At 68.5% G+C, this 20,937-nt stretch carries 21 protein-coding genes; 15 read left to right on the top strand and 6 right to left on the bottom strand.

What is annotated here, in order from left to right; all coding sequences use genetic code 11:
• The first annotated feature begins 1 nt into the window (after position 1).
• The 7 genes from ACFO0J_RS14885 to prpF all read left to right on the top strand — a co-directional run bounded on the left by ACFO0J_RS14885 (position 2) and on the right by prpF (position 7,706).
• The gene (locus ACFO0J_RS14885; protein WP_376813869.1) at positions 2 to 1,270 is read left to right on the top strand and encodes a hypothetical protein; all 1,269 of its coding nucleotides are present in this window, start codon (positions 2 to 4) and stop codon (positions 1,268 to 1,270) included.
• On the top strand, positions 1,254 to 1,862 hold the full coding sequence (locus tag ACFO0J_RS14890; protein ID WP_376813870.1) for a hypothetical protein: 609 nt from the start codon (positions 1,254 to 1,256) through the stop codon (positions 1,860 to 1,862). The genes ACFO0J_RS14885 and ACFO0J_RS14890 overlap by 17 nt, the downstream gene beginning before the upstream one ends.
• Entirely contained in the window at positions 1,859 to 3,583 is a 1,725-nt protein-coding gene (locus tag ACFO0J_RS14895) for an ATPase, T2SS/T4P/T4SS family (protein ID WP_376813871.1), read from the top strand. Before ACFO0J_RS14890 ends, ACFO0J_RS14895 begins: the two co-directional genes overlap by 4 nt.
• Complete coding sequence (locus ACFO0J_RS14900) at positions 3,580 to 4,695, top strand: hypothetical protein (protein WP_376813872.1); 1,116 nt, start codon at positions 3,580 to 3,582, stop codon at positions 4,693 to 4,695. Before ACFO0J_RS14895 ends, ACFO0J_RS14900 begins: the two co-directional genes overlap by 4 nt.
• A 44-nt stretch (positions 4,696 to 4,739) precedes the next feature.
• On the top strand, positions 4,740 to 5,315 hold the full coding sequence (locus ACFO0J_RS14905; protein WP_376813873.1) for a type 4 pilus major pilin: 576 nt from the start codon (positions 4,740 to 4,742) through the stop codon (positions 5,313 to 5,315).
• Complete coding sequence (locus tag ACFO0J_RS14910) at positions 5,305 to 6,399, top strand: hypothetical protein (protein WP_376813874.1); 1,095 nt, start codon at positions 5,305 to 5,307, stop codon at positions 6,397 to 6,399. Before ACFO0J_RS14905 ends, ACFO0J_RS14910 begins: the two co-directional genes overlap by 11 nt.
• A 128-nt stretch (positions 6,400 to 6,527) precedes the next feature.
• Complete coding sequence (prpF, locus tag ACFO0J_RS14915) at positions 6,528 to 7,706, top strand: 2-methylaconitate cis-trans isomerase PrpF (protein WP_376813875.1); 1,179 nt, start codon at positions 6,528 to 6,530, stop codon at positions 7,704 to 7,706.
• A gap of 70 nt (positions 7,707 to 7,776) precedes the next feature.
• Here prpF and ACFO0J_RS14920 read toward each other — a convergent pair whose 3' ends face one another.
• From ACFO0J_RS14920 to uraH, 3 genes are all read right to left on the bottom strand, one after another.
• Entirely contained in the window at positions 7,777 to 9,264 is a 1,488-nt protein-coding gene (locus tag ACFO0J_RS14920; RefSeq protein ID WP_376813876.1) for a TPM domain-containing protein, read from the bottom strand.
• Between the two features lie 172 nt (positions 9,265 to 9,436).
• Positions 9,437 to 10,666 carry a urate hydroxylase PuuD gene (locus ACFO0J_RS14925; RefSeq protein WP_376813877.1) on the bottom strand — a complete coding sequence of 410 codons (1,230 nt, stop codon included), beginning with the start codon at positions 10,664 to 10,666 and terminating at the stop codon, positions 9,437 to 9,439.
• A gap of 54 nt (positions 10,667 to 10,720) precedes the next feature.
• Positions 10,721 to 11,074, bottom strand: a complete 354-nt coding sequence (gene uraH, locus ACFO0J_RS14930; RefSeq protein ID WP_376813878.1) for a hydroxyisourate hydrolase — start codon at positions 11,072 to 11,074, stop codon at positions 10,721 to 10,723.
• 218 nt (positions 11,075 to 11,292) lie between these two features.
• Between uraH and ACFO0J_RS14935 the strand changes: the two genes are divergently transcribed.
• The 5 genes from ACFO0J_RS14935 (at position 11,293) to ACFO0J_RS14955 (ending at position 15,748) form a co-directional block, all read left to right on the top strand.
• Entirely contained in the window at positions 11,293 to 12,057 is a 765-nt protein-coding gene (locus ACFO0J_RS14935; RefSeq protein ID WP_376813879.1) for a GntR family transcriptional regulator, read from the top strand.
• 21 nt (positions 12,058 to 12,078) lie between these two features.
• Positions 12,079 to 13,008 (top strand): allantoinase PuuE, encoded by a 930-nt coding sequence (puuE, locus tag ACFO0J_RS14940; RefSeq protein WP_376813880.1) that lies wholly within the window; start codon positions 12,079 to 12,081, stop codon positions 13,006 to 13,008.
• 25 nt (positions 13,009 to 13,033) lie between these two features.
• A complete protein-coding gene (gene alc, locus ACFO0J_RS14945; protein WP_376813881.1) occupies positions 13,034 to 14,074 on the top strand; it encodes an allantoicase in 1,041 nt (346 codons plus the stop codon).
• Between the two features lie 11 nt (positions 14,075 to 14,085).
• Positions 14,086 to 15,333, top strand: a complete 1,248-nt coding sequence (locus ACFO0J_RS14950; protein WP_376813882.1) for a M20/M25/M40 family metallo-hydrolase — start codon at positions 14,086 to 14,088, stop codon at positions 15,331 to 15,333.
• Between the two features lie 181 nt (positions 15,334 to 15,514).
• The gene (locus ACFO0J_RS14955; RefSeq protein ID WP_376813883.1) at positions 15,515 to 15,748 is read left to right on the top strand and encodes a SlyX family protein; all 234 of its coding nucleotides are present in this window, start codon (positions 15,515 to 15,517) and stop codon (positions 15,746 to 15,748) included.
• A gap of 76 nt (positions 15,749 to 15,824) precedes the next feature.
• On the opposite strand, the gene ACFO0J_RS14960 is transcribed toward ACFO0J_RS14955, so the two are convergent.
• Entirely contained in the window at positions 15,825 to 16,073 is a 249-nt protein-coding gene (locus tag ACFO0J_RS14960) for a GlsB/YeaQ/YmgE family stress response membrane protein (RefSeq protein ID WP_376813884.1), read from the bottom strand.
• A 200-nt stretch (positions 16,074 to 16,273) separates the two neighbouring features.
• On the opposite strand from ACFO0J_RS14960, the gene ACFO0J_RS14965 reads away from it, so the two are divergent.
• Positions 16,274 to 16,684: a hypothetical protein gene (locus tag ACFO0J_RS14965; RefSeq protein WP_376813885.1), complete on the top strand. Its 411-nt coding sequence runs from the start codon at positions 16,274 to 16,276 to the stop codon at positions 16,682 to 16,684.
• 122 nt (positions 16,685 to 16,806) lie between these two features.
• A complete protein-coding gene (yghU, locus tag ACFO0J_RS14970; protein ID WP_376813886.1) occupies positions 16,807 to 17,676 on the top strand; it encodes a glutathione-dependent disulfide-bond oxidoreductase in 870 nt (289 codons plus the stop codon).
• 47 nt (positions 17,677 to 17,723) lie between these two features.
• On the opposite strand, the gene ACFO0J_RS14975 is transcribed toward yghU, so the two are convergent.
• Together ACFO0J_RS14975 and ACFO0J_RS14980 are read right to left on the bottom strand one after the other, a co-directional pair.
• The gene (locus ACFO0J_RS14975) at positions 17,724 to 18,929 is read right to left on the bottom strand and encodes an MFS transporter (RefSeq protein ID WP_376813887.1); all 1,206 of its coding nucleotides are present in this window, start codon (positions 18,927 to 18,929) and stop codon (positions 17,724 to 17,726) included.
• Positions 18,930 to 19,044: 115 nt separating this feature from the next.
• Entirely contained in the window at positions 19,045 to 19,836 is a 792-nt protein-coding gene (locus ACFO0J_RS14980) for an SDR family NAD(P)-dependent oxidoreductase (RefSeq protein ID WP_376813888.1), read from the bottom strand.
• 145 nt (positions 19,837 to 19,981) lie between these two features.
• On the opposite strand from ACFO0J_RS14980, the gene ACFO0J_RS14985 reads away from it, so the two are divergent.
• Positions 19,982 to 20,917, top strand: coding sequence for a LysR family transcriptional regulator (locus tag ACFO0J_RS14985; RefSeq protein ID WP_376813889.1), 936 nt, complete (start codon positions 19,982 to 19,984; stop codon positions 20,915 to 20,917).
• Positions 20,918 to 20,937: the final 20 nt, after the last annotated feature.

A 20,937-nucleotide genomic window follows, 5' to 3' on the forward strand; every position in this document is an offset into this window, starting at 1 on the left:
CATGGCGCGCGCCGCTCGTCTCGTCTGGGTGGATCAGGTGCCGCTCGCCTTCGGGCTGGATTGGGTGCCGCTGCTGGGCGAACCGGAGGCCGCCCGGGCGCAGGCGCACCGCCGGGGGGCAACCCACCGGGTGGTGTCGGGCGATCCGCCCGCCGCGTTGGGCCTGGCGCGCGGCCTGCCCGCCGGCCTGGTCTGCTGGTCGGCGGCGGACCTGCTGGCGCGCCGCCATCCGCGCGGGACCGTGGCCTGCATGCTGCCGCTCGACACCGGACTGTGGCATGTCCTGGCCGCGCACGAAGGCGTCGCGCTGGCGCGCGCAGATCGCGCCTATCCCGACGAGACGCTGGCCTGCGAGGCGATCGAGGCTTTGCGCCGGGCGCACCCGAAACTGGAACTGCTCGCTGCTCAGGCGGGGCCGGACGCAGCGGGCTTGCTGCAGACGCTGGCGCGTCAGGCGGGGGGCTGCCGTCCTTTGGAACCGACGCGGTGGCGCGGTTTTCGGCTGGCGCTGCTGATGCTGGCGGTGGGCCTGGGCGCGGCCGGCTGGCTGCGCTGGGGCGGTGGTGCGGCGGCATCCGTCGCGCCCGATTCCGATGCGCGTGCCGGTTGGCATGCGGCGCTGGAGCGCGCGCTGGCCCGGCATCCGCTGCATGGCGAGGCGGGTACGCGCGCCTTGCTGGACGCCTTGTACCGCCAGCCGGCGCGGATCGGGGGCTGGTCCCTGCACGACTTGCGTTGTCAGCCCCGGCCTGACGGCATGCTCTGGCAGTGCGTCGGCGAATACCGCCGCCTGGGATTCGAGGCCGACAACCGTGCTTTGCTGCGGGCTGCCCCCGCCGGCTGGCGGCTGGATTTCCCGTCCCTGGACGTCGCCCGCGCGGCCTGGACCTTGACCGTGCCCGGGCTAAGACCGGAACCGCGCAGCCTGCCGCGCGCGGCGCTGCTGGCCCGCGACTGGGCGAGCGCATTGCAGGCGGTGCTGCCGGCTTTCTCCGCGTTGCGGCTGGAAGCCTCCCGCCCGCTGGCCGTGCCTGCGCCGCGCGACGCCCAGGGCCGGGAGCTGCCGCCGCCCGAGGACTTGCCCGCCTTGGCCGTGCGCATCCTGCGGGTCGAAGGGCCGCTGCGCTCGGGCGCGCTGCTGGCGCCGTTGGCGCGGGCCGTCTCCTGGCACAAGGCCGCGCTGACCCTGGCGCCGGGCGCCCGGCCGGGTGCGCGCGCCAGCCGCCTGATCCTGCATCTCGAAGGAACCGTCTATGAAAACCGATCATGAGCGCCTGCGCGGGCTGCAGGCCGGCCGGGCTGTGCTTGCGGGGGGCGTGCCTGCGCCGGGAGGCTGCCGCGTTTTCCCGGGGATCGTGTGGTTGTGCCTGGTGTTGGGGGCGGGTATGCCGATGGCCTCTTGGGCGGACGAGGCGCCCGGCAAGATGCCGGCCGGCGCGTCGTCCGGGGCCGGTGTGTCGCACGCGGCCGAAGAAGATGCGCCGGAAGATCCTCAGGCCCGCTGGGAAACCCTGTCGGTGCGCGAACTGATGCAGCAGGATCTGCGCGAAGCCTTGCGCGCCTCGACGGCCGGCGCCGGTGCCGGGACCGTCGGCCGCGCGGATGCCGGTTCGGGCGTACAGCCCGTGCTGGCGCCCCGCCTGGTGGCTTTGTACGGCGTCGGTCAGGCCTTGATGGCCGAGGTCCAGGTGGGCCGCCGGGCCTATCTGTACGTGCGCGGCCAGGCCTGGCCCGCCGGGCATGTCGGGGACCGGGGCGTCTATCAACTGCGCGGCATGAACGGCGCCTGTGTCCAGCTTGAGCGCGGCGAGGACCGTCATTCTCTATGCCTGCGGATGTTGCTGGGCGAGGTGCGGCCATGAAGCCCTGGACTTCCGCCCTGTCGCTGGCCGAGCCCCCGCCGCCCTTCGATCCGGCCCGGGCGGGTGTGATCGACCATCCCGGGCAGTTGTCGGCGCTGCGGCCGGAAGTGCGGCGCGTGCTGGCGCGGGATCTGGGTGTCCAGGCGCTGGCGGACAGGATCTGTCCGGTGGAGCGCGCCGATGGCAGCGTCACCTTGCTGGCCCGCGCCGAATATGTCGGCAGCGATCAGGCCGACGCGCTGGAGCGGCGTCTGCGGGCCGCCGGCCGCGTCCTGTCCGAGCCGGCCCGCTATGTCCTGCCGGCGGCGCTGCTGCTGGCCCTGTCGCGCGAGGGCGGCGCGGCGGCGTTGGCCCAGGCGGGAGACCGCACGCCGACCGCCCTGGCCGGGGTGTTTCAGGATCTGGTCGAATGGGGCGTGCGCCAGGGGGCGACGGACCTGCACCTGAACGTGCTGCGCGACGCGGCGGAATCCGAAGTCCGCTATACCGTGGCCGGCCGCTACGTGGCGCCGGAACGCTTCCGTCACATGCCGACCGGATTGCTGCGGGACGTGCTGGCGGTGGCCTGGATGGACATCCAGGGCGGCAATGGGGCCGTCTTCGATCCGCTGCTGGAGCAGCAGGGCAGCCTGCTGCGCCGCGTGGACGGCCGGGCCTATACCCTGCGCTGGGCCTCGCTGGCCGCTGACCGGGGCCCCAGCGTCTGCCTGCGTTTTCTGTCGCGCGATGCCGGGTCCGGTCCCGCGACGCTGGGCGGGCTGGGCTATCGGGCCGACCAGGTGGCTTGTTTCGAGCGGGTGCTGAAGTCCGAGGGCGGCGCGCTGGTGTTCGCGGGCACCGTGGGCTCGGGCAAGTCGACGGCGCTGGCGACCTTGATCCGGGGCCTGCCGGCGCACCGCAAGATCATCACCCTGGAAGAGCCGGTGGAATACCGGATCGACCGGGCCGTGCAGAACACCATCGGCCGCGACCTGGACCAGCAGGCGCATGGCCGGTACGCCGCCAAGCTGCGCACCCTGAAGCGTTCGGCCATGACCGACGTGCTGCTGGGGGAAATCCGCGACGCCGAAAGCGGTTTGGCCTTCATGGATCTGGCGGGCTCCGGCGTCAATGTCTACACCACCGTGCATGCGCCTTCGGCGCGCGCCATCGTCGATCGCCTGGCCTCCGATTTCATCGCCGTGCCGCGCGATTTCCTGACCACGCCCGGCCTCTTGAAGCTGCTCGTCTATCAGGCGCTGCTGCCGCGGTTGTGTCCGCACTGCGCGCTGCCGGCGGCGCCTGCCGAACTCGTGCGCCAGCAGCCGGGCGGCGGGATCGGCCACTGGCGGCGCTGGCTCGGCTGGATCGGGCAGGCCTGGGAGATCGATCCTGCGGTGTTGCGCCTGCGCAATCCGGACGGTTGCGCGCAGTGCCGCCGCGCCGCGCTGCCGGAACTGTTCGGCTACGACGGGCGGACCGTGGCCGCCGAATGCCTGGAACCGGGCCTGCCCGGTGCCGACGGCGGTGACGGTTATGTGCCGGATCCGCGTGCCAGCGCCATGGCGCATGCCATGGAAAAAGCCGCTGCCGGGCAAGTGGATCCACGGGACGTCGAAGTCCGTTTCATGGCCTTTGAGACCCTGCTGCTGCGCCAGGGGCGGCTGCCGGCCGGCGGCTCTACGCCGCGTGGCGCTGTGTCGCATGACGTTCCGCCGCGTGGCGCGGGAGCGCATCGATGAGGCGGATCGGGGCGCTGCCGGCGCGTCTGCGTCTGCGCCTGGATGCCTGGCGCTTCGCCGGCGGGCGCGCGGATTACTTCGATTATCTCCAGGCGGTGCTGCTGGGGGCGCAAGGCCGGTTGACCGTGCGCGAACTGTTCGACCGGGACGCCGCGCGCCATGGCCCGGGCACGGTGCGCGGGCGCTTGTCCAGGGCCTGGGCGCGGGCCTGCGAGGCCGGCGGCGGCGATCTGCGGGCCACCTGGACGGGCTGTTTCCCGGCCGATGAACTGGCCCTGGTGCGGGCGGCCCAGGCCTATGGCAATGCCCGCTTGCTGGCGTGCTTCCAGGCCCTGTCCGAGCATCTGGCGCTGTTGATCCAGGCCCGCCGCGTGCTCTGGGCCACGCTGGGCTCGGCGGGTGCGGCCCTGCTGGTGGCCAGCCTGTTGCTGCTGGCTTTGCCTCACTGGACGGTGCCGGCTTTGCGGCAGGCTTTCCAGGGTCTGCCGGCCGCCTATCTGGGTGACTGGTCACGGGCGCTGTTCGCCGGTGCGGACTGGCTGCGCGTTTGGGGGGCCGGGCTGCCGGCCGGACTGCTCGCGCTGCTGGCGGCGGGCGGCTACGCCTTGCCGCGCTGGTATGGGCCGTGGCGTCGCCGCCTGGATCGCTACGGCCCCTGGCGCTTGTACCGCCAGGTCCAGTCCCTGCGCCTGCTGGCCCTGATTTCGATTCTGCTGCAGCCGGGGACGGGCGGTTCGACCCAGTTGCGGCCGGTGATCCTGCTGTTCCTGGAAGACGCCGGTCCCTGGCTGGGCGATCACCTGGAGCGCATCGCCGATCGTATCGATCAGGGTCTGGCCGGCGCGGCGGCCTTCGACACGGGACTGCTGGACCGCGAACTGTATTGGTATCTGGAGGACATGGCCGCCGCGCGCGGTCTGCAGGCCGGTGTGCAGGCGGCCCACCGGCGGATGGCCGGCCGCTGGCTGGACCGCGTCCGGCTCCAGGCCCTGGCCTTGCGCTGGATGGCGCTGCTGCTGGGGGTGGCGGTCGTGCTGGGGATCGGTCTGTGGCATTACGCCGCGCTCGACGAACTGCGGCGCGGCTGGATGATGTTTCATGCCGGCTCATGAGGGCCGGTTCATTCGTGCGCCGGACGTCCGGCAAAGGAGGCTTCATGCAAGTATTGGCTCAATCGCGCGCCGCGCGCCGCCGGGCGGGACAGGCGGGGTTCTCTCTGGTCGAGGTGTCGATCGTCACCGCCATCGTGCTGCTGATCGCGGTCATCGGCATCCCCGCGATCGGCGGTTACGTGATGGAAAACAAAGTGCCCAAGGTCGGCCAGGAACTGGCCCGCTTCGTCATGCACGTGCGTGTCAACGCCGGGACTTCCGGCGACACGCCCTATGAAGACATCGGCACGGCCAATCTGGCGGCCATGGTGGCGGACTCCACCGTGCTGACCCTGGCGACCGACGGCACGGTGCTGCACGGCCTGGGGGGCGGCGGCACGGTCGAGGTCGAACCGGCGGATGCGGGCGCGGCCTTCCTGCTGCGGCTCAAGCAGGTGAACCACGTGGCCTGTCCCTCGATCGCCTCGGTGCTGCAGCGTGTGGCCGACCGCATCACGGTCGAAGCCAATGGCGGCGCCGCCCGCACGGTCAAGGACGCCTCTACGACCTATCACGCGCTGTCGGCGGAATCGGCCTGCGCCAAGGGGGACGTCAATCAGTTCGTATTCCATGTCAGTTGATGCCGCCCTCAGAGTCGGGGACTGCGCTCGCCTGCACGCTCAGCGGGGCTCCCTGCTGCTGGAGTTCATGGTCGTCGCGGTCCTGAGCCTGGTCCTGGCAATCTGGGCCGGTCAGGAGTGGGCGCAGCGCGCCCGGGCGCTGCAGGCCCGGTCCCTGGCTGCCTGGATGGGCATCGCCCGCGATGCAGCCGAGGGGTTCCTGTCGCGCCATGCGGCTCAGTTGGCAGGCGCCGAGACGGCCGATGCCCTGGCGGATCAGGGCATCGCCGACTGGACGGCGCCGCGCTGGGACGAACTGCGGTCGGCGGGTCTGCTGAGCGCGGGCTGGCAGACGACGGGGCCGTTGCACCGGACCCTGGGACTGCGGGTGATGCGCGAGGGCGAATGCCCGGGAGGCTCCTGCCGGGTGTGGGCGCTGCTGCATGCGCGTCCTGCGTTGCGGACGCCCGCCGGCGGGGTGGATGAGGTGCTGGTGGCCGAATGGCTGCAGGCTGCCGAGGGGCGCGGGCTGGTGGTCTGGCCGCGCCGGCCCGGGGTTCTGGGAGGCGCCGGCTGGCACGTGCCCGTGCCGGAGACGGGCGCCGCCGACTGGGCGCCGGGCGTCGTGGCGCTGGCGGCCCGGACTGTCTCGACGCGCAGCGGTGAAGCCGGCGCCGGGGGCGGCGAGGACTATCTGCGGGTGCGGGACGCCCGCGATCCGGATTTTCAGGGCGATGCCACGGTTCAGGGCGTGGTGAGCAGCGGGACCTACCTGGCTGCGCGCGACGGCTTGCTCCTGGGACAGGGCTGGATCGTCGGCGGGCCGTGCGCGCAGGAGGGGATGCTGGGCCGCCTCAAGGAAGGGGCGGGTGTGCTGGCCTGCCGGCAGGGACTCTGGGAACTGTTGGCGCGGCCTCCCGGGGGCGGTTACATGCTCAACAGCCGCCGGGGTTGCTTGAATGCCGCGGGCGGCTCCTCGGCCAATCCGGTGACCGGCACGTGCTCGTGTCCGGCGGGCTACGCCATGGCGCAGGTGGCCGAATCCGGCTCCCTCGTGGCGCCCGAGGGTTGGACCGTGGGGTATGTATGCGTGGCGCGGCGATGACCCCGGCGGATCAGGGTTCCGGCGTGTCGAGGCGATCGGCGCGGGCCGGAGGCCGGCATCGGGCGCGCGGTAGAATGGCTTCCCGGTTTGCGCCCGCACCGGCGCCCGAACCGCTTCCAGGAAGACCCATGACGAGCGACGCCTACGACCCCGAGGGGTCGATCCAGGCCACCTATATGCGGGGAGGCACCAGCAAGGGCGTGTTCTTCACGCCCGACGATCTGCCTCCGGCGGCGCGCGTGCCCGGCGCCGCGCGCGACCGGCTGCTGCTGCGCGTGGTCGGCAGTCCCGATCCCTACGGCCAGCAGATCGACGGCATGGGCGGCGGCACGTCCAGCACCAGCAAGGTGGTGCTGGTGTCGCGCAGCATGCGCGACGATTGCGACGTCGATTACCTGTACGGCGCGGTGTCCATCGGCACGCCGGTGATCGACTGGAGCGGCAATTGCGGCAATCTGACCGCCGCGGTCGGCCCCTTCGCGCTGGCGCGCGGTCTGGCGGACGCATCGGCGGACGGCGTGGTCGCGGTCCGCATCTGGCAGGCCAATATCGGCAAGCGGATCATCGCCCACGTGCCTGTGTCGCATGGCCGGGTCGTAGAGGCCGGTTCATTCAGGCTCGACGGGGTCACGTTTCCCGGCGCGGAGATCCGGCTCGAATTTCTCGATCCCGGCGCGGGCGACGCGCTGCTGCCGACCGGGCGCGCCGTGGACGAACTGGAGGTGCCGGGCGTCGGCCGGATCGAGGCCACGATGATCGATGCGGGCATTCCTTCGATCTTCGTCACGGCCGCCAGCCTGGGGCTGCGCGGCGACGAGACCCAGGCCGAGGTCAACACCGACGCCGCGCTCTTGGCCCGGCTGGAAGCCGTCCGCGCGCAGGGGGCCGTGGTCATGGGACTGGCCGCGGATGTCCAGGCGGCGACGCGCGACCGGCCCCACACCCCCAAACTGGCTTTTCTGGCGCCGCCTGCGGATTTCACGGCGGCCGATGGCCGGCGGGTCGCCGCCGGCGAGATCGACGTGTTGGCCCGCATCCTGTCGATGGGCAAGCTGCATCACGCCATGACCGGGACCGGGGCGGTCGCCATCGCGTCGGCCGCCGCGATTCCCGGCACGCTGGTGGCGCGGCTGCGGCGGTCCGGCGCGGACGGCCGCGTGCGCATCGGGCATGCCTCGGGCGTCCTGGCGGTCGGCGCCGAGGCGGAACGCGCCGACGGTCGCTGGCGGATCACCCAGGTGGCCGTCAGCCGCAGCGCGCGCCGCCTGATGACGGGCATGGTGCACCCGGCGCCGGACGCGGGTTAGGGCGCACTGGTCCTGAAAGCCCTTGGGCGGGCTGCATGCCGTCTCCGGAATGATACGCGGACCGTGAGGCCTACCACCGGCCGCCCGCGCCGCCTCCGCTGCTGGAGCCGCCGCCAAAACTGCTCCCCGAGCTTCCCCCGCCGCTGCCGCCGCCCGACCCGCCTGAACCGGAGCCGGAGTCGCGCTCCAACTTGGGCAGCGTCACCATGCCCAGCGAGTTCGCGTAGTTGCAGAAGGCGCAGGCCTGCACGCGTTCTCCCGTCCCGGATCTGGAGTAGGTGGCGGGTTTGCGGACCTTGACGGCCGGCTCTTTCAGCGTGTGTCCCTGGCAGGACGGGCACGTCGTATAGTCCTCGGCATGTGTGCCGGGAAACGCCTTGAGCCGGATGTCGCCGGTGTCGGTGTTTTGCCAGATCTCGTAGGATTGTGCGTCGAGTTTTTCTTCCCGTTGTTGCAACGCGCTCAGGTAGGTTTTCAGGCTGCCGCGCTTGAGCGTATCGCGGTCCAGTCGGGTCCAGGGGCCGGCCCCGTCAGGCGGGGTCTCCCGCAGTTGGGCGTGCCGGCGGTGTTTCTTCAGGTCGTGAACGGCCTTGTACGCCAGCGGCGACAGCAGCAGGGCCGGCAGACACAGACGGGTCAAGGCGACCAGCCTGTCCAGGCTTGTTTTCTTGTCTTTGGTGTCTTTCTGGACGAATTCGGCGCATCGGTAGTAGTGAAAGGACAGCAGCAGCATGCCGAACAGGGCGGCGAAATAGGGCAGGTTCCCGAACTGGTAGACGCGACTGCCGATTTCCAGGAAAAGGACCGGGAACAGGCTGATGAACAGGACGAACAGAAAGGCGAGCAGGGCGAACCAGAACGACCATGCGGTATCGCGTGCGGTTTTGAGACCGGCTCGTTTCAGGACGCGGGTGCGCGCGAAACTGATCCAGCCGTAGGCGAGGGCGTACAGGGCCAGTACGGCCGCAGTCCGTTCCAGGGCTGCCGCGTGCAGGTTCCAGAACGTGGGCCGGTAGGCCTGCAGTCCGTCCAGCTCCAGCGAGTGATCGGGCGAGAGAAACACGCTTTCCACCGCCTTGGCAGCAGCCAGCACGGCGCCGTTCGTATCGCCGATCTGCAGGTACGGCACCAGATAGTCTTCGCCGATCCGCTTGAGCAGGATATCGGGAAAAATGCCTTCCAGGCCGCTGCCGGTGGTGAAACGGTATTCCCTGCGGTCCATGGCCAGGAACAGCAGCAACCCGTTATTGCTGCCCTGTTTGCCGATGCCCCAATGGTTGAACAGATTCAGCGCAAAATGAAAATCATCGTCGCCTTGATAGTCGTCGACGATGACGATGGCGAATTCGCTGCCGTTGGCCGCCTCGATCTTCGCCCCGAGGGCGTCGAGCTGCGCCAGGGTGTTGCCGCTTAAATGGCGGTCCGGGTCGCTGACGTAATGCGCGTGTCCCTGGCTTTTCGGGTTGGGCACCGCGTCGAACGCATACTGCGCCTGGACGCCCAGGCCTCCGAGAAGGCCGATCAGCGCGGTCAGCAGGACGAGGATTTTTTTGTGCATCGTGTGCATCGTGTCAAAAGGGCAAGAGGCGCCGAAGCGCATACCCGCGCATTCTACGTTCATCTTGGGGTGGCCCGGCGATGAAAAAAGCGACCCGGCTCTCGAAGGAGCCGGGTCGCCTTGATCCTGCAAACGCGGGCGGTCTTCGTCGAACCGTCCCGCGCAAAGGGGCTTACTTGCCGTTCCAGGCGGCGATCACGGCGCGTTCCTCGTCCGTCATCTGGGTCATGTTGGCCAGCGGCATGTACTTGCTGGCGACGACCTGCTTGATCTGCTCGGCGTGCTGCAGGGTCTGCTCCGTGGTGTCCAGCATGATGCCGGCCGGGGCGGAGGGGAACTGCGTGGGCTTGGCCGAGTGGCACTGGATGCAGCGGGCCGCCATGATGTCGTGGACCTGATCCGCCGTGACGGCGGCCTGGGCCGGAGCCGCCGCACCGCCAGTGGTCTGCGCGGCAGGGGCGACGGCCGGCGCGGGCGCCGGGGCGGCGATCCAGCCGATGATCGCCAGCATCACGATGCCGGCCAGCGGATAGCGCAGATCGTTCTTGCCGGTGTGGCGCAGCACGAAGTACTGGCGGATCACCGCGCCGGCGAAGATGAACAGGCTCATGATGACCCAGGCGTATTCGTTCGTGTAGGTGAACGAATAGTGGTTGCTGAGCATCAGGAAGATCACCGGCAGGGTGAAGTAGGTGTTGTGCACCGAGCGCTGCTTGCCCCAGGCGCCGTCCAGCGGGTTGGGCTTTTCACCGGCTTTCAGGGCCTTGACCATGCGGCGCTGGCCGGGAATGATCCAGAAGAACACGCTGGCCGACATGCAGGTCGCCATCAGCGCGCCGGTGATCAGGAACGCGGCGCGGCCCGGGAAGATCTGCGTGGTCAGCCAGGACACGAACACCATCATCACGCCCACGGCCACGCTCAGCAGTCCGTCGCGATTGACGGTGGGGCTGATGATGCGGCACAGGCGCGAATAGACGTTGTAGCCGATCACCAGGAAGGCCACGGCCAGGATGCCGGCTTCGGTGCCGTTCATGTTGCGCGCCCATTCCCAGGGGCTGGCCGGGTTGACCAGATAGATGTCGGCGCGCAGCAGGTACAGCAGCATGAACAGGCCGAAGCCCGACAGCCAGGTGGTGTAGGCCTTCCAGAACGACCAGTGCAGGTCATCGGGCAGTTCGGCCGGATTGGTCAGGTATTTCTGGTTGTGGTAGAAACCGCCGCCGTGGACGGCCCACATCTCACCGTACACGCCCAGCTTCTTGCTGTGTTCGCCCTTGGGCGCGTGCAGGCTCAGGTCGAGCATGACGAAATAGATCGATTCGCCGATCCAGGCAATGGCGGCGATGACGTGCAGCCAGCGCAGCAACAGATTGCCGTACTCAAGGAAAAAGCCTTCCATGAGAGTCTCCTCTTGATTTCTTCGAGATAGGGGGTGCCGGGGTAAGCGTGACGCTTAGCTGCCGCGATAGGTGGACCAGGTCCACGGCGTCACGACCAGGGGAACGTGATAGTTCTCATCCGGGTTGGCCACGCCAAAGCGCAGCACGACCTGATCGACGAACCGGGGTTCGGGCAGGGGCACCCCCTTGCGGGCGAAATAATCGCCGGCATGGAAGACCAGCTCGTAGACGCCCTGGGTCAGCGCGGGACCGCTGAGCAGGGGGGCGTCACAGCGGCCGTCCTGGTTGGTGGCCGTCTGCGTGAGCAGGGTGCGGGAATCGCCGTTGAGGCGATAGAGTTCAAGGGCGACGCCCTGGGCTGGCACACCGTGAACAGTGTCCAGGACATGGGTGGAGAGTTTTCCCATGGGGATTTACGCCGGTCAGTATCCTGCCAATAGGCCCCCGGTATGGCCGGACCCGGCGAATGGTTCGCCGGTTCGCGAAGTGCCGGAGCGGGCCGGCAGGTTTCGGGGCAGGACGGTTCAAATATTGTGAACAATTTGTGTTGACGATTCTGGCTTGATACACAATAATTGTCAACAATTTTCGTCGTCAATCAACCCTGTCGTTTTCCCTTATGGCCATGCTCCGATTGAAGCCCGACCGCGCCGCCCAGGATCTGAAAGCGCCGCGCGCCTCGACCCTGCGCGATCCCAAGCCTGCCGGCGAGCCGTCGGACGTGGATCGCGTCTATGGGGAAATCTTCGACGCCGCCATGGACCGTCGATTGCTGCCGGGGGCCAAGCTGACCGAATCGACGCTGTGCGCCGCCTTTGACTGCTCGCGCGGCACGGTGCGGGCGGCGTTGGCGCGGCTGGCGTACGACAAGCTGGTGGCGATCGAACCCAATCGCGGCGCCTACGTCTGGCAGGCCGAACCCAAGGAAGTGCACGACGTATTCGCCATGCGCCGCGCGCTGGAATGCATCGTGATCGACATGCTGGTGGCGCTCGACGACGTGGCCGACCGGCTGGAGCCCTTGCGCGGGATGGTCGAGCGAGAACAGCGCGCCTTCGAGCAGGGCGACCGCATCAGTTGGCTGCGCCTGTCCAACGCCTTTCACGTTGAACTGGCCCGCGTGCTGGACAACCAGGTGCTGACGGACATGCTGGCCGGGCTGTGCGCCCGTACGACGCTGATCATCGCCCTGGGGGACAGCACCGAGGGCAGCGCCTGCTCGTATCTGGAGCATCGGGACATCCTGGACCGCATCGCGCAGCGCGACGCTGCGGGCGCGCGGGCGGCCATGGACCATCACCTCAAGGATTGCGAACAGCGGATGGACGTCGAGCCCGGCGTCGATCCCTGGTCCGCATTCCAGCGCCACACACTGACCCCCTCGATCTGACCTCATTCACTGGAGACTCTCATGGCAGACACGCATTACCCCCGCGATCTGATCGGCTACGGCCGCACCCCCCCGCACGCCAACTGGCCGGGGCGGGCCCGCGTGGCGGTGCAGTTCGTCCTCAACTACGAGGAAGGCGGGGAAAACTGCGTCCTGCACGGCGATCCGGGCTCTGAGCAGTTCCTGTCCGAGATCATTGGCGCGGCGGCCTATCCCGAGCGCCACCTGTCGATGGAGTCCATCTACGAATACGGTTCGCGCGCCGGCGTCTGGCGCCTGCTGCGTGAATTCGAGCGCCGCAGCCTGCCGCTGACGGTGTTCGGCGTGGGCATGGCGCTGGAGCGCAACCCCGACGTCGCGCGCGCCTTCGTCGAGCTGGGCCATGAAGTCGCCTGCCACGGCTATCGCTGGATCCACTACCAGAACGTGCCCGAGGACATCGAGCGCGAGCACTTCCAGCGCTGCGTGGAAATCGTCACGAAGCTGCTGGGCCGCCACCCCGACGGCTGGTATACCGGGCGTGACAGCCCCAACACCCAGCGCATCGTCGCCGAGGAAGGCAAGTTCCTGTACAACGCCGACTACTACGGCGACGACCTGCCGTTCTGGACCGATGTGGACCTGGGCAACGGCAAGACTCATCCCCAGCTCATGGTGCCCTATACCCTGGACACGAACGACATGCGCTTCGCCTCGCCTCAGGGGTTCAACACCGCCGATCATTTCTTCACCTATCTGCGTGATGCGTTCGACGTGCTCTACGCCGAAGGCGAGACTGCGCCGAAGATGCTGTCGGTCGGTCTGCACTGCCGCCTGATCGGCCGCCCGGGCCGTTTCGCCGGTCTGCAGCGCTTCCTGGACCACATCCAGAAGCACGACCGCGTCTGGGTCGCCACCCGCGCCGACATCGCCCGTCATTGGGTGCAGGAACATCCCTACAAGCCCGCTTGATTCCCACTTTTTGGAGCTTATCCTCATGGCCTCCCCCAATCTGCCCGTCGGCACCGTCATCGACGCCCCCGCGGTTGATCTGCCCGTTTTCGCCACCCGCCACCCGAACCTCGCCAGCGAGAGCCTGGGCGCCCGGGTGCTGTCCTGCTCGGACGAATTCTTCGCCTCGGCGCAGCGCATGCTGCAGGATGCCGAACCGGTCTTCATCGTCGGCAAGTTCGACGATCACGGCAAGTGGATGGACGGCTGGGAAACCCGTCGCCGCCGCAACGGCGGTCACGACCACGCCATCGTCAAGCTGGGCCTGCCGGGCACGATCAAGGGCCTGGACATCAACACCAGCCACTTCACCGGCAATTTCCCGCCCGCCGCATCCGTCCAGGCGGCGTCCTGCGAAGGCGAACCCGACGCCAGGACTGAATGGGTCGAACTCGTCCCCGCCAAGTCGCTGCAGGGCAATTCCCACCACTTCGTCGAGATCGGCGACAGCCGCGTCTGGACTCACCTGCGCGTGAACATCTTCCCCGACGGCGGTGTGGCCCGCCTGCGTGTCTACGGCCAGCCGGCCTGCAACTGGGATCAGCGCGACCCGGACGCCCTGTACGAAGTGTCGGCCCTGGCCAGCGGCGGGCGCATCGTCGCCTACAGCGACGCCCACTTCGGCACGCCCACCACCGTCATCCAGGCGGGCCGTGGCGTCAACATGGGCGACGGCTGGGAAACCCGCCGCCGCCGTGAGCCGGGCAACGACTGGCTGATCCTGGAAATGGGCCATCCGGTCATCGTGGAAAAGATCGAGATCGACACGGCGCACTTCAAGGGCAACTATCCCGATCGCGTCTCGGTGCAGGGCGCGCTGGTGGCCGAATCCACCGACCAGTCGCTGGTGACCCAGGCCATGTTCTGGCCCGAACTGCTGGGCGAACAGAAGACCGAGATGGACAAGCAGCACTTCTACGAAGGCGACGTGATCCGGAAGGTCGGCCCGGTCTCGCACGTGCGGGTGAACATGTTCCCCGACGGCGGCATCAGCCGCGTGCGCATCTGGGGCCGTCTGGCGCGTTGATAGAGGAACCCATGGCATCGACGATCCCTTGTTCCACGCTGCACGCCTGGGTGGACGCCCATTTCGACGAGCAGGTCGCGCTGTTGCAACGCCTGGTGGCCGTGCCCACCGACACGCCGCCGGGCGACAACGCCCCGCATGCCGAAACCGTGGCCGCCATTCTCGAAGGCTGGGGCTGGGAAGTCGAGCGCCATGCCGTGCCCGATGAAGAAATGCAGGCCTACGGCATGCGCAGCATCACCAACCTGATCGTGCGCCGCCGCTACAGCGCGGACGGCCCGGTGCTGGCGCTCAACGCCCACGGCGACGTGGTGCCTCCGGGCGAAGGCTGGACCCATGATCCCTACGGCGGCGAGGTCGCGGACGGGCGTCTCTACGGCCGGGCTTCGGCCGTGTCCAAGAGCGATTTCACCACCTACCTGCACGCCGTGCGCGCCCTGGAGGCCGGCGGCGCGCCCTTGAAGGGCGCGGTGGAACTGCACTTCACCTATGACGAAGAATTCGGCGGACTCAAGGGGCCGGGCTGGCTGCTGGAGCGCGGCCTGAGCAAGCCGGACTACGCGATCTGCGCCAGTTTCAGCTACGCCGTGGTCACGGCGCATAACGGCTGCCTGCAGTTCGAGATCACCGTCAATGGCAAGGCCACGCACGGTTCCGCGCCCAAGACCGGGCATGACGCTCTGCGGGCCGCCAGCCGCATCCTGGACGAGATCTACCGCCAGGCCGACGCGCTCGACGGCATCCATTCCCGGATCGACGGCATCACCCATCCCACCATGATCGTGGGCCGCATCGACGGCGGCACCAATACCAATGTGGTGCCGGGCAAGGTCGTGCTGAAGATGGACCGCCGCCTGATCCCCGAGGAAGACCCCGCAACGGTCGAGGCCGAAGTGCGCGCCTTCATCGCCGCCGCCGTGGCCGGCCTGCCGGGCATCACCGTCGAGGTGAGCCGCATCCTGCTGGCCCGCGCCTTGCGGCCGCTGCCGGGCCATGAAAAGCTGGTCGCCAGCCTGCAGGCGCATGCGCGCGCGGTGTTCGGCGAAGACATCCCGGCCGTGGGCACGCCCTTGTATGCGGATGCGCGGCTGTATGCCGAACACGGCGTGCCGACCGTCATGTACGGGGCCGGGCCGCGCACGGTCATGGAATCGCGCGCCAAGCAGTCCGACGAACACGTGGCGCTGGAGGATCTGCGCGGCGCCACCCGGGTGATGGCCTGCGTGCTGGCGGATTTTTTGGCGCCGGGCCGTCCCTAGACAAAAACGGCCCCCTTGGGGGATGAGCCCGGACAGGGAGCAGTCCCAATGGACTGTTCCCTGCCTGGCGAATCCAAGCGGCTTGCAAGCCGCGCGGTGGATGCAAGCCCGCAGGGCGCAGCGTGGGGGTATTTTTCCGGCGCCGGCCGCCTGAGTGCGGGAATCCCGGTAGGATACGAGCATGAACGAAACCGACCATGATTCCGACGCCGCACTGGAAAAACGTCTGGTCGATCTGGAGGTCAAGGCCGCGTACGCCGACGACCTGCTGGATCGCTTGAACCATACGATCTTCCGCCAGCAACAGCAGATCGAGTCCCTGGCGCGCGAACTGCTGGCCTTGCGCCAGCAGTTCGCGGCCAGCGGCACGCCCGGCCCCGGCGGCGGCACTGACGAACGACCGCCGCACTACTGACCGCGGCTTGCGACGATTGCAGGACTGCGCCGACCCTCGGGCCGGCGCATCGCATCCGCTCGGGACGTGCGGGCGATCAGGCTTTTTTGGCGATCAGGCCGTAGATGAACAGCACGATCAGAGCCCCTACGATGGAGCCGATCCAGCCTGCGCCCTGGCCGGCCTGGTAGATGCCCAGCGCGGCCCCCAGGTAACCGGCCACGACCGAACCGACGATCCCCAGGAGTGTGGTCAGGATGAGGCCCAGCTTCTGCTCGCCGGGCATGAGCGCCCGTGCGATCAGGCCGACGATGAAACCGACGATGATCATGCCGATAATACCCATGTGCTGCTCCTTTTAGGGTTCAAGGGTTTGGGCACATCATAGGGCCGGGTCAGCGGCTCGTCCAGTATTAATACCTAGGGCCATCCATCATGCCTCATGCTACATTCCGTGGCGAATAATACAGTCTTGGATTGTTAAAAATTGAATTGTTTTTGAAGCATTTGAGCCGCCGAGGGGAGAGACCGACGATGCGTAGATGGATGGCTGCTGTGTTTGTCCTCATGCTGGGCGGGTGTGCTCAGTATCAGTGGGTGAAGCCGGGGGCCACCCAACAGGAGCAGGATCGAGACAACTATGCGTGCCTGGGTGAGGCGACGAAGCTCTACCCCCCAAAGCAAGTTTCGAGGATCGCCAGAACCGCCTACACCACGCCTAAAAAGACCAGCTGCGAAACGGTCGGCAAGAAGCTCGAATGCATCACGACGGGGGGAGACTATGTGCCGGAACAGATTGAGTACGTCGATGGGAATGCAGGCGGCCGTAATCACATGGTCAAGCAGTGCATGGGCATGAAGGGCTGGAGCTGGGAGCTCGTTGAGCCGAAGAAATTCTATGAACCGAAGCAGCCGCCTGAAACGAAGCCGTCGTCTGAATCGAAGAAGCCGCGTTGAACAGCGTTGCGGCATTGAGCCGCGTTGATGAGATGCTGGAATCGCTGTTACCGTAGATGCTTTTGTCGCTGACCGTGCCGGGCGCCTGACGCCCTTCGGGTCAGCCTTCAGGAGCATGCAGCATGAGTCAGTCGTCCGAATACCAGCCCCCCAGGGTGTGGACCTGGGATCAGCCCAGCGGCGGCAAGTTCGCCAACATCAATCGTCCCGTCTCGGGGCCGACGCATGAGCGCGAACTGCCGGTCGGGCGGCACCCTTTGCAGCTTTATTCCCAGGGCACGCCCAATGGCGTCAAGGTCACCATCATGCTCGAAGAACTGCTGGCGCAGGGGCATGCGGGGGCGGAATACGATGCCTGGCTGATCCGCATCGGCCAGGGCGACCAGTTCGGCAGCGGCTTTGTCGGCGTCAATCCCAATTCCAAGATCCCCGCGATGGTGGACCGCAGCGGGCCGACGCCCATTCCGATCTTCGAGTCCGGGGCGATCCTGATGCACCTGGCGGAAAAGTTCGGCGCTTTTCTGCCGACCGAGCCGGCGGCCCGGGCGATGTGCCTGTCCTGGCTGTTCTGGCAGGTCGGCAGCGGCCCTTTCCTGGGCGGCGGCTTCGGCCATTTCTACGCCTATGCGCCGGTGAAGATCGAATACGCCATCAACCGCTTCACCATGGAGGCCAAGCGCCAGCTGGACGTGCTCGACAAGCGCCTGGCCGAGCATGAGTTCGTGGCGGGGGACCGCTACACCATCGCCGACATGGCCATCTGGCCCTGGTATGGCGGGGTGCTGTTGAACCATGTCTATGATGCGGCGGAATTCCTGTCAGCCGGGGATTATCGCCACGTGCTGCGCTGGGCCGAAGCCATCGGCGAACGCCCGGCCGTGCAGCGCGGACGGATGGTGAACCGCACCTCCGGGGATCCGTCCCGGCAGCTCTGGGAGCGTCACGACGCGGCGGATTTCGAGACCCGGACCCAGGACAAGATTCAGGGCTGATCGCCCACGTCGCGCCTTGCAAGGCGCTCCGATTCGTCAGGCACCGATCAGTCCGCAGGGACTGATCGGTGTCCGGACTCATCCAGCCGCAAGGACACCCCCAGGATCGCCAGCCCGCCCAGCGCCAGGCCGGTGCCGACCCAGCCGGGCGAGGTCCAGCCGTAGCCGTGCGCGATGGCCAGGCCGCCCAGCAGCGGCCCCAGGGCATTGGCGAAATTGAAGGCGGAATGGTTCAAGGCCGCGGCCAGCCCCTGGGCATGCCGCGCCACGTCCATCAGCCGGGTCTGCAAAATGGTGCCCAGCGCGCCGCCAAACCCGATGAAGAACACATTGGCCGACAGCGTCCAGACGTTTCCGGCCGCCAGGGGGAACAGCGCGGTCATGGCCGCGCTCCACAGCAGCAGGCCCGCCGCCGTCGGCATCGGGGCCCGGTCGGCCAGCCAGGGCACCAGGATGTTGCCCACGGTCAGGCCGACGCCGAAGACCGCCAGCACCAGGGGGAGCGTGTCGGGCGATACCCCGGTCACCTCCAGCAGCACGTCCGCCAGATACGTGTAGACGGCGAACAGGCCGCCAAAGCCGATGGCGCCGACCGCCAGGGTCAGCCAGACCTGCGGCTGGCGCAGCGCGCCCAGTTCGCGCCAGGGGCTGGCCCCCGGTTCCGGCGGGCTGCGGGGCGCCAGCCAGGCCACCAGCCCCATGGTCAGCAGACCGGACAGGCTCACCAGTGCGAAACCCCAGCGCCAGCTCAGTGCGTGCCCCAGCCAGTTGGCAAAAGGCACGCCCAGAATGGTGGCCACCGTCAGCCCCAGGAACATGCGGCCCACCGCCTGATTGCGCTTGGCGTACGGCACCAGCGACACGGCCATCAGCGCGCCGATGCCGAAGTACGCACCATGGGGCAGACCGCTCAGGAATCGCAGCACCAGCAGCCATTCGTAGCTGGAGGCGAAGGCGCACAGGCCGTTGAACAGGGTGAACATCCCCATCAGCGCCACCAGCAGGGTGCGTCGCGCCACGCGGGCCGCCAGCACGGTCAGCAGCGGGGCGCCCACCACCACGCCCAGGGCGTAGGCGCTGATGACGTGGCCTGCCGTGGGCGCGTCGATCCCCAAGTCCTGCGCGAAGTAGGGCAGCAGGCTCATGGTGGCGAATTCCGTGGTGCCGATGGCGAATGCGCCGATCGCCAGGGCGAAGATCACCAGGCCGGCGGACGCCTGCGGTCTGGCACGGGAAGTGGATGGTTGAGACATGAAGGGTCCGGCGGAGGGGAAACCCTGCATTGTACTAAGGGGAAACCCTGATTTCGAGTGATCCGGGCCCGCTGTCCCCAAAGCGGCCTCGATGCGGGCCGGAGGACGGAGTGGGTCAGAGCAGCATGCCGCCCGATGCCTCGATCCGCTGGCCGTTGATCCAGGCGCTGCCGGGCGCCAGCAGCGCCGCGACGGCGCCGCCGATGTCGTCCGCCTCGCCGACGCGGCCCAGGGCCGTGCTGCCGGCGATGGCGGCGTGGACTTGCGGATCGTCGCGCACCACGCCGCCGCCGAAATCGGTGGCGATGGCGCCGGGCGCCAGGACGTTGACGCGGATGCCGCGCGGCCCCAGTTCCTTGGCGAGGTAGCGCGTCAGCACCTCGATCCCGCCCTTCATCATGGCGTAGGCCGCCTTGCCCGGGAGCGAGAACCGGGTCAGGCCGCTGGAGACGTTGAGGATGCGGGCGTCGTCCGCCAGCAGCGGCGCCAGCGCCTGGGTCAGGAAGAACACGCCTTTCAGGTGCACGTTCATCATCTGGTCGAACTGCGCTTCGGTGGTCTCCATGAAGGCGGCGTCGAGACCGGTTCCGGCATTGTTCACCAGCGCGTCCAGGCGGTCCCGGCCGAAGGTGTCGCGCAGCAGCGCCGGCAGCGCGGCGGCCAGGGCGGGGAAGGCCGCCGTCCGGGCCGTATCCAGCGGCAGGGCGTGCGCGGCGCGTCCCAGCGCCTGGATCTCCGCGACGGTTTCCCGGGCCAGGTCCTCGCGGGACCGGTAGGTCAGGATGATGTCCCATCCCGTCCGCGCCAGGTGCAGGGCGGAGGCGCGCCCCAGGCCCCGGCTGCCGCCGGTGATGAAGGCGAGGGGGGGCGCCGCGGGCGCGGCGGAAGAGGGGGCGGACGTGGTCATGGCGGATCTCCTGTGGATGGGGTCGGTCGGGGCGGCCGGATCCGGCCGCCCCGGGGCCGTCCCGTGACGCGACGGGCTTGCGGGCCGGATGGAGACACTATATTGTTTGAGTCAGAGCGGATAAATAGTCTTGATTCAACAATACATGTCGAATATTTCGATCAATCAGGATCCAGCGGATCCCGCGCCCGCCTACACGCCTTCGGCCGAAGACCTGCGGATCTTCGTCCGGGTCGCCGCCCTGGGCAGCTTCACCCAGGCGGCGGAACAGCTCAGGCTGCCGCGCGCGACAGTGTCCACGGCCGTCCTGCGCCTGGAAAAACGCCTGGGCGCGCGGCTGCTTCAGCGGACCACCCGGCGGGTCGGCCTGACCGGGGACGGGCGGGCCTTCCTGGACCGGTGCGCGCCCGTGCTGGACGGCCTGGACGAACTCGGCGGTTTCTTCCGGCGCCCGGACGGGCCCCTGGACGGTTGCTTGCGGGTCGGCATGCCCCTGGGCATGGCGGCAGGGCCGCTGATGGCCAGGCTGCCGGAATTCCTGGCGCGCCATCCGGCCTTGCGGGTGGAGGTCTCCAGCTCCGATCGGCGCGCCGACATGATCGTCGAAGGGCTCGACTGCGTCATCCGGGTCGGCGCGGTGGTCGATGAATCGCTCGCCTGCCGCCCGCTGGGCGCGTTGATCCTGGGCAATTTCGCCAGCCGCGGCTATCTGCGCGCCCACGGCCGGCCTCTCGGCCCCGGCGATCTGGCGCGCCATTGGTTGGTGGACTACCGGCCCAACCCCTCGGACGGTCCGGCGGCGTTCGAATACCAGGATGCCGCCGGCCGCGTCGTCCGGGTGCCGATGCGATCCCGGGTCACCGTGGACAACAGCGCGGCTTATGACGCCGCCTGCCGGGCGGGCCTCGGCCTGGTCCAGGTGCCGCTGGCCAGCGCCGCCCGCGCGCCGGGACTGGCCGGCGTCCTGCCGGATTGTCCGCCGCCGCCGATGCCGGTTAATCTGTTGTTTCCCCACCACCGCCATCCGCCCCGGCGCATGCGCGTCTTCGCGGACTGGGCGGCGGAGGTGTTGAACGCCTGAGTATTTTTGTTTCCGGACGG

The sequence above is a fragment of the Castellaniella hirudinis genome (assembly GCF_042651965.1).
Lineage (GTDB): Bacteria > Pseudomonadota > Gammaproteobacteria > Burkholderiales > Burkholderiaceae_B > Castellaniella > Castellaniella hirudinis.

Coding starts and splice junctions, on each gene's coding strand:
- ACFO0J_RS14895 (WP_376813871.1), top strand. CDS start 1,859: ATGAAGCCCTGGACTTCCGCCCTGTCGCTGGCCGAGCCCCCGCCGCCC.
- ACFO0J_RS14885 (WP_376813869.1), top strand. CDS start 2: ATGGCGCGCGCCGCTCGTCTCGTCTGGGTGGATCAGGTGCCGCTCGCC.
- ACFO0J_RS14925 (WP_376813877.1), bottom strand. CDS start 10,666: ATGGAAGGCTTTTTCCTTGAGTACGGCAATCTGTTGCTGCGCTGGCTG.
- puuE (WP_376813880.1), top strand. CDS start 12,079: ATGGCAGACACGCATTACCCCCGCGATCTGATCGGCTACGGCCGCACC.
- ACFO0J_RS14920 (WP_376813876.1), bottom strand. CDS start 9,264: ATGCACAAAAAAATCCTCGTCCTGCTGACCGCGCTGATCGGCCTTCTC.
- ACFO0J_RS14960 (WP_376813884.1), bottom strand. CDS start 16,073: ATGGGTATTATCGGCATGATCATCGTCGGTTTCATCGTCGGCCTGATC.
- ACFO0J_RS14965 (WP_376813885.1), top strand. CDS start 16,274: ATGGCTGCTGTGTTTGTCCTCATGCTGGGCGGGTGTGCTCAGTATCAG.
- ACFO0J_RS14910 (WP_376813874.1), top strand. CDS start 5,305: ATGTCAGTTGATGCCGCCCTCAGAGTCGGGGACTGCGCTCGCCTGCAC.
- ACFO0J_RS14955 (WP_376813883.1), top strand. CDS start 15,515: ATGAACGAAACCGACCATGATTCCGACGCCGCACTGGAAAAACGTCTG.
- prpF (WP_376813875.1), top strand. CDS start 6,528: ATGACGAGCGACGCCTACGACCCCGAGGGGTCGATCCAGGCCACCTAT.
- ACFO0J_RS14950 (WP_376813882.1), top strand. CDS start 14,086: ATGGCATCGACGATCCCTTGTTCCACGCTGCACGCCTGGGTGGACGCC.
- ACFO0J_RS14900 (WP_376813872.1), top strand. CDS start 3,580: ATGAGGCGGATCGGGGCGCTGCCGGCGCGTCTGCGTCTGCGCCTGGAT.
- ACFO0J_RS14935 (WP_376813879.1), top strand. CDS start 11,293: ATGCTCCGATTGAAGCCCGACCGCGCCGCCCAGGATCTGAAAGCGCCG.
- ACFO0J_RS14890 (WP_376813870.1), top strand. CDS start 1,254: ATGAAAACCGATCATGAGCGCCTGCGCGGGCTGCAGGCCGGCCGGGCT.
- alc (WP_376813881.1), top strand. CDS start 13,034: ATGGCCTCCCCCAATCTGCCCGTCGGCACCGTCATCGACGCCCCCGCG.
- ACFO0J_RS14905 (WP_376813873.1), top strand. CDS start 4,740: ATGCAAGTATTGGCTCAATCGCGCGCCGCGCGCCGCCGGGCGGGACAG.
- ACFO0J_RS14975 (WP_376813887.1), bottom strand. CDS start 18,929: ATGTCTCAACCATCCACTTCCCGTGCCAGACCGCAGGCGTCCGCCGGC.
- yghU (WP_376813886.1), top strand. CDS start 16,807: ATGAGTCAGTCGTCCGAATACCAGCCCCCCAGGGTGTGGACCTGGGAT.
- uraH (WP_376813878.1), bottom strand. CDS start 11,074: ATGGGAAAACTCTCCACCCATGTCCTGGACACTGTTCACGGTGTGCCA.
- ACFO0J_RS14980 (WP_376813888.1), bottom strand. CDS start 19,836: ATGACCACGTCCGCCCCCTCTTCCGCCGCGCCCGCGGCGCCCCCCCTC.
- ACFO0J_RS14985 (WP_376813889.1), top strand. CDS start 19,982: ATGTCGAATATTTCGATCAATCAGGATCCAGCGGATCCCGCGCCCGCC.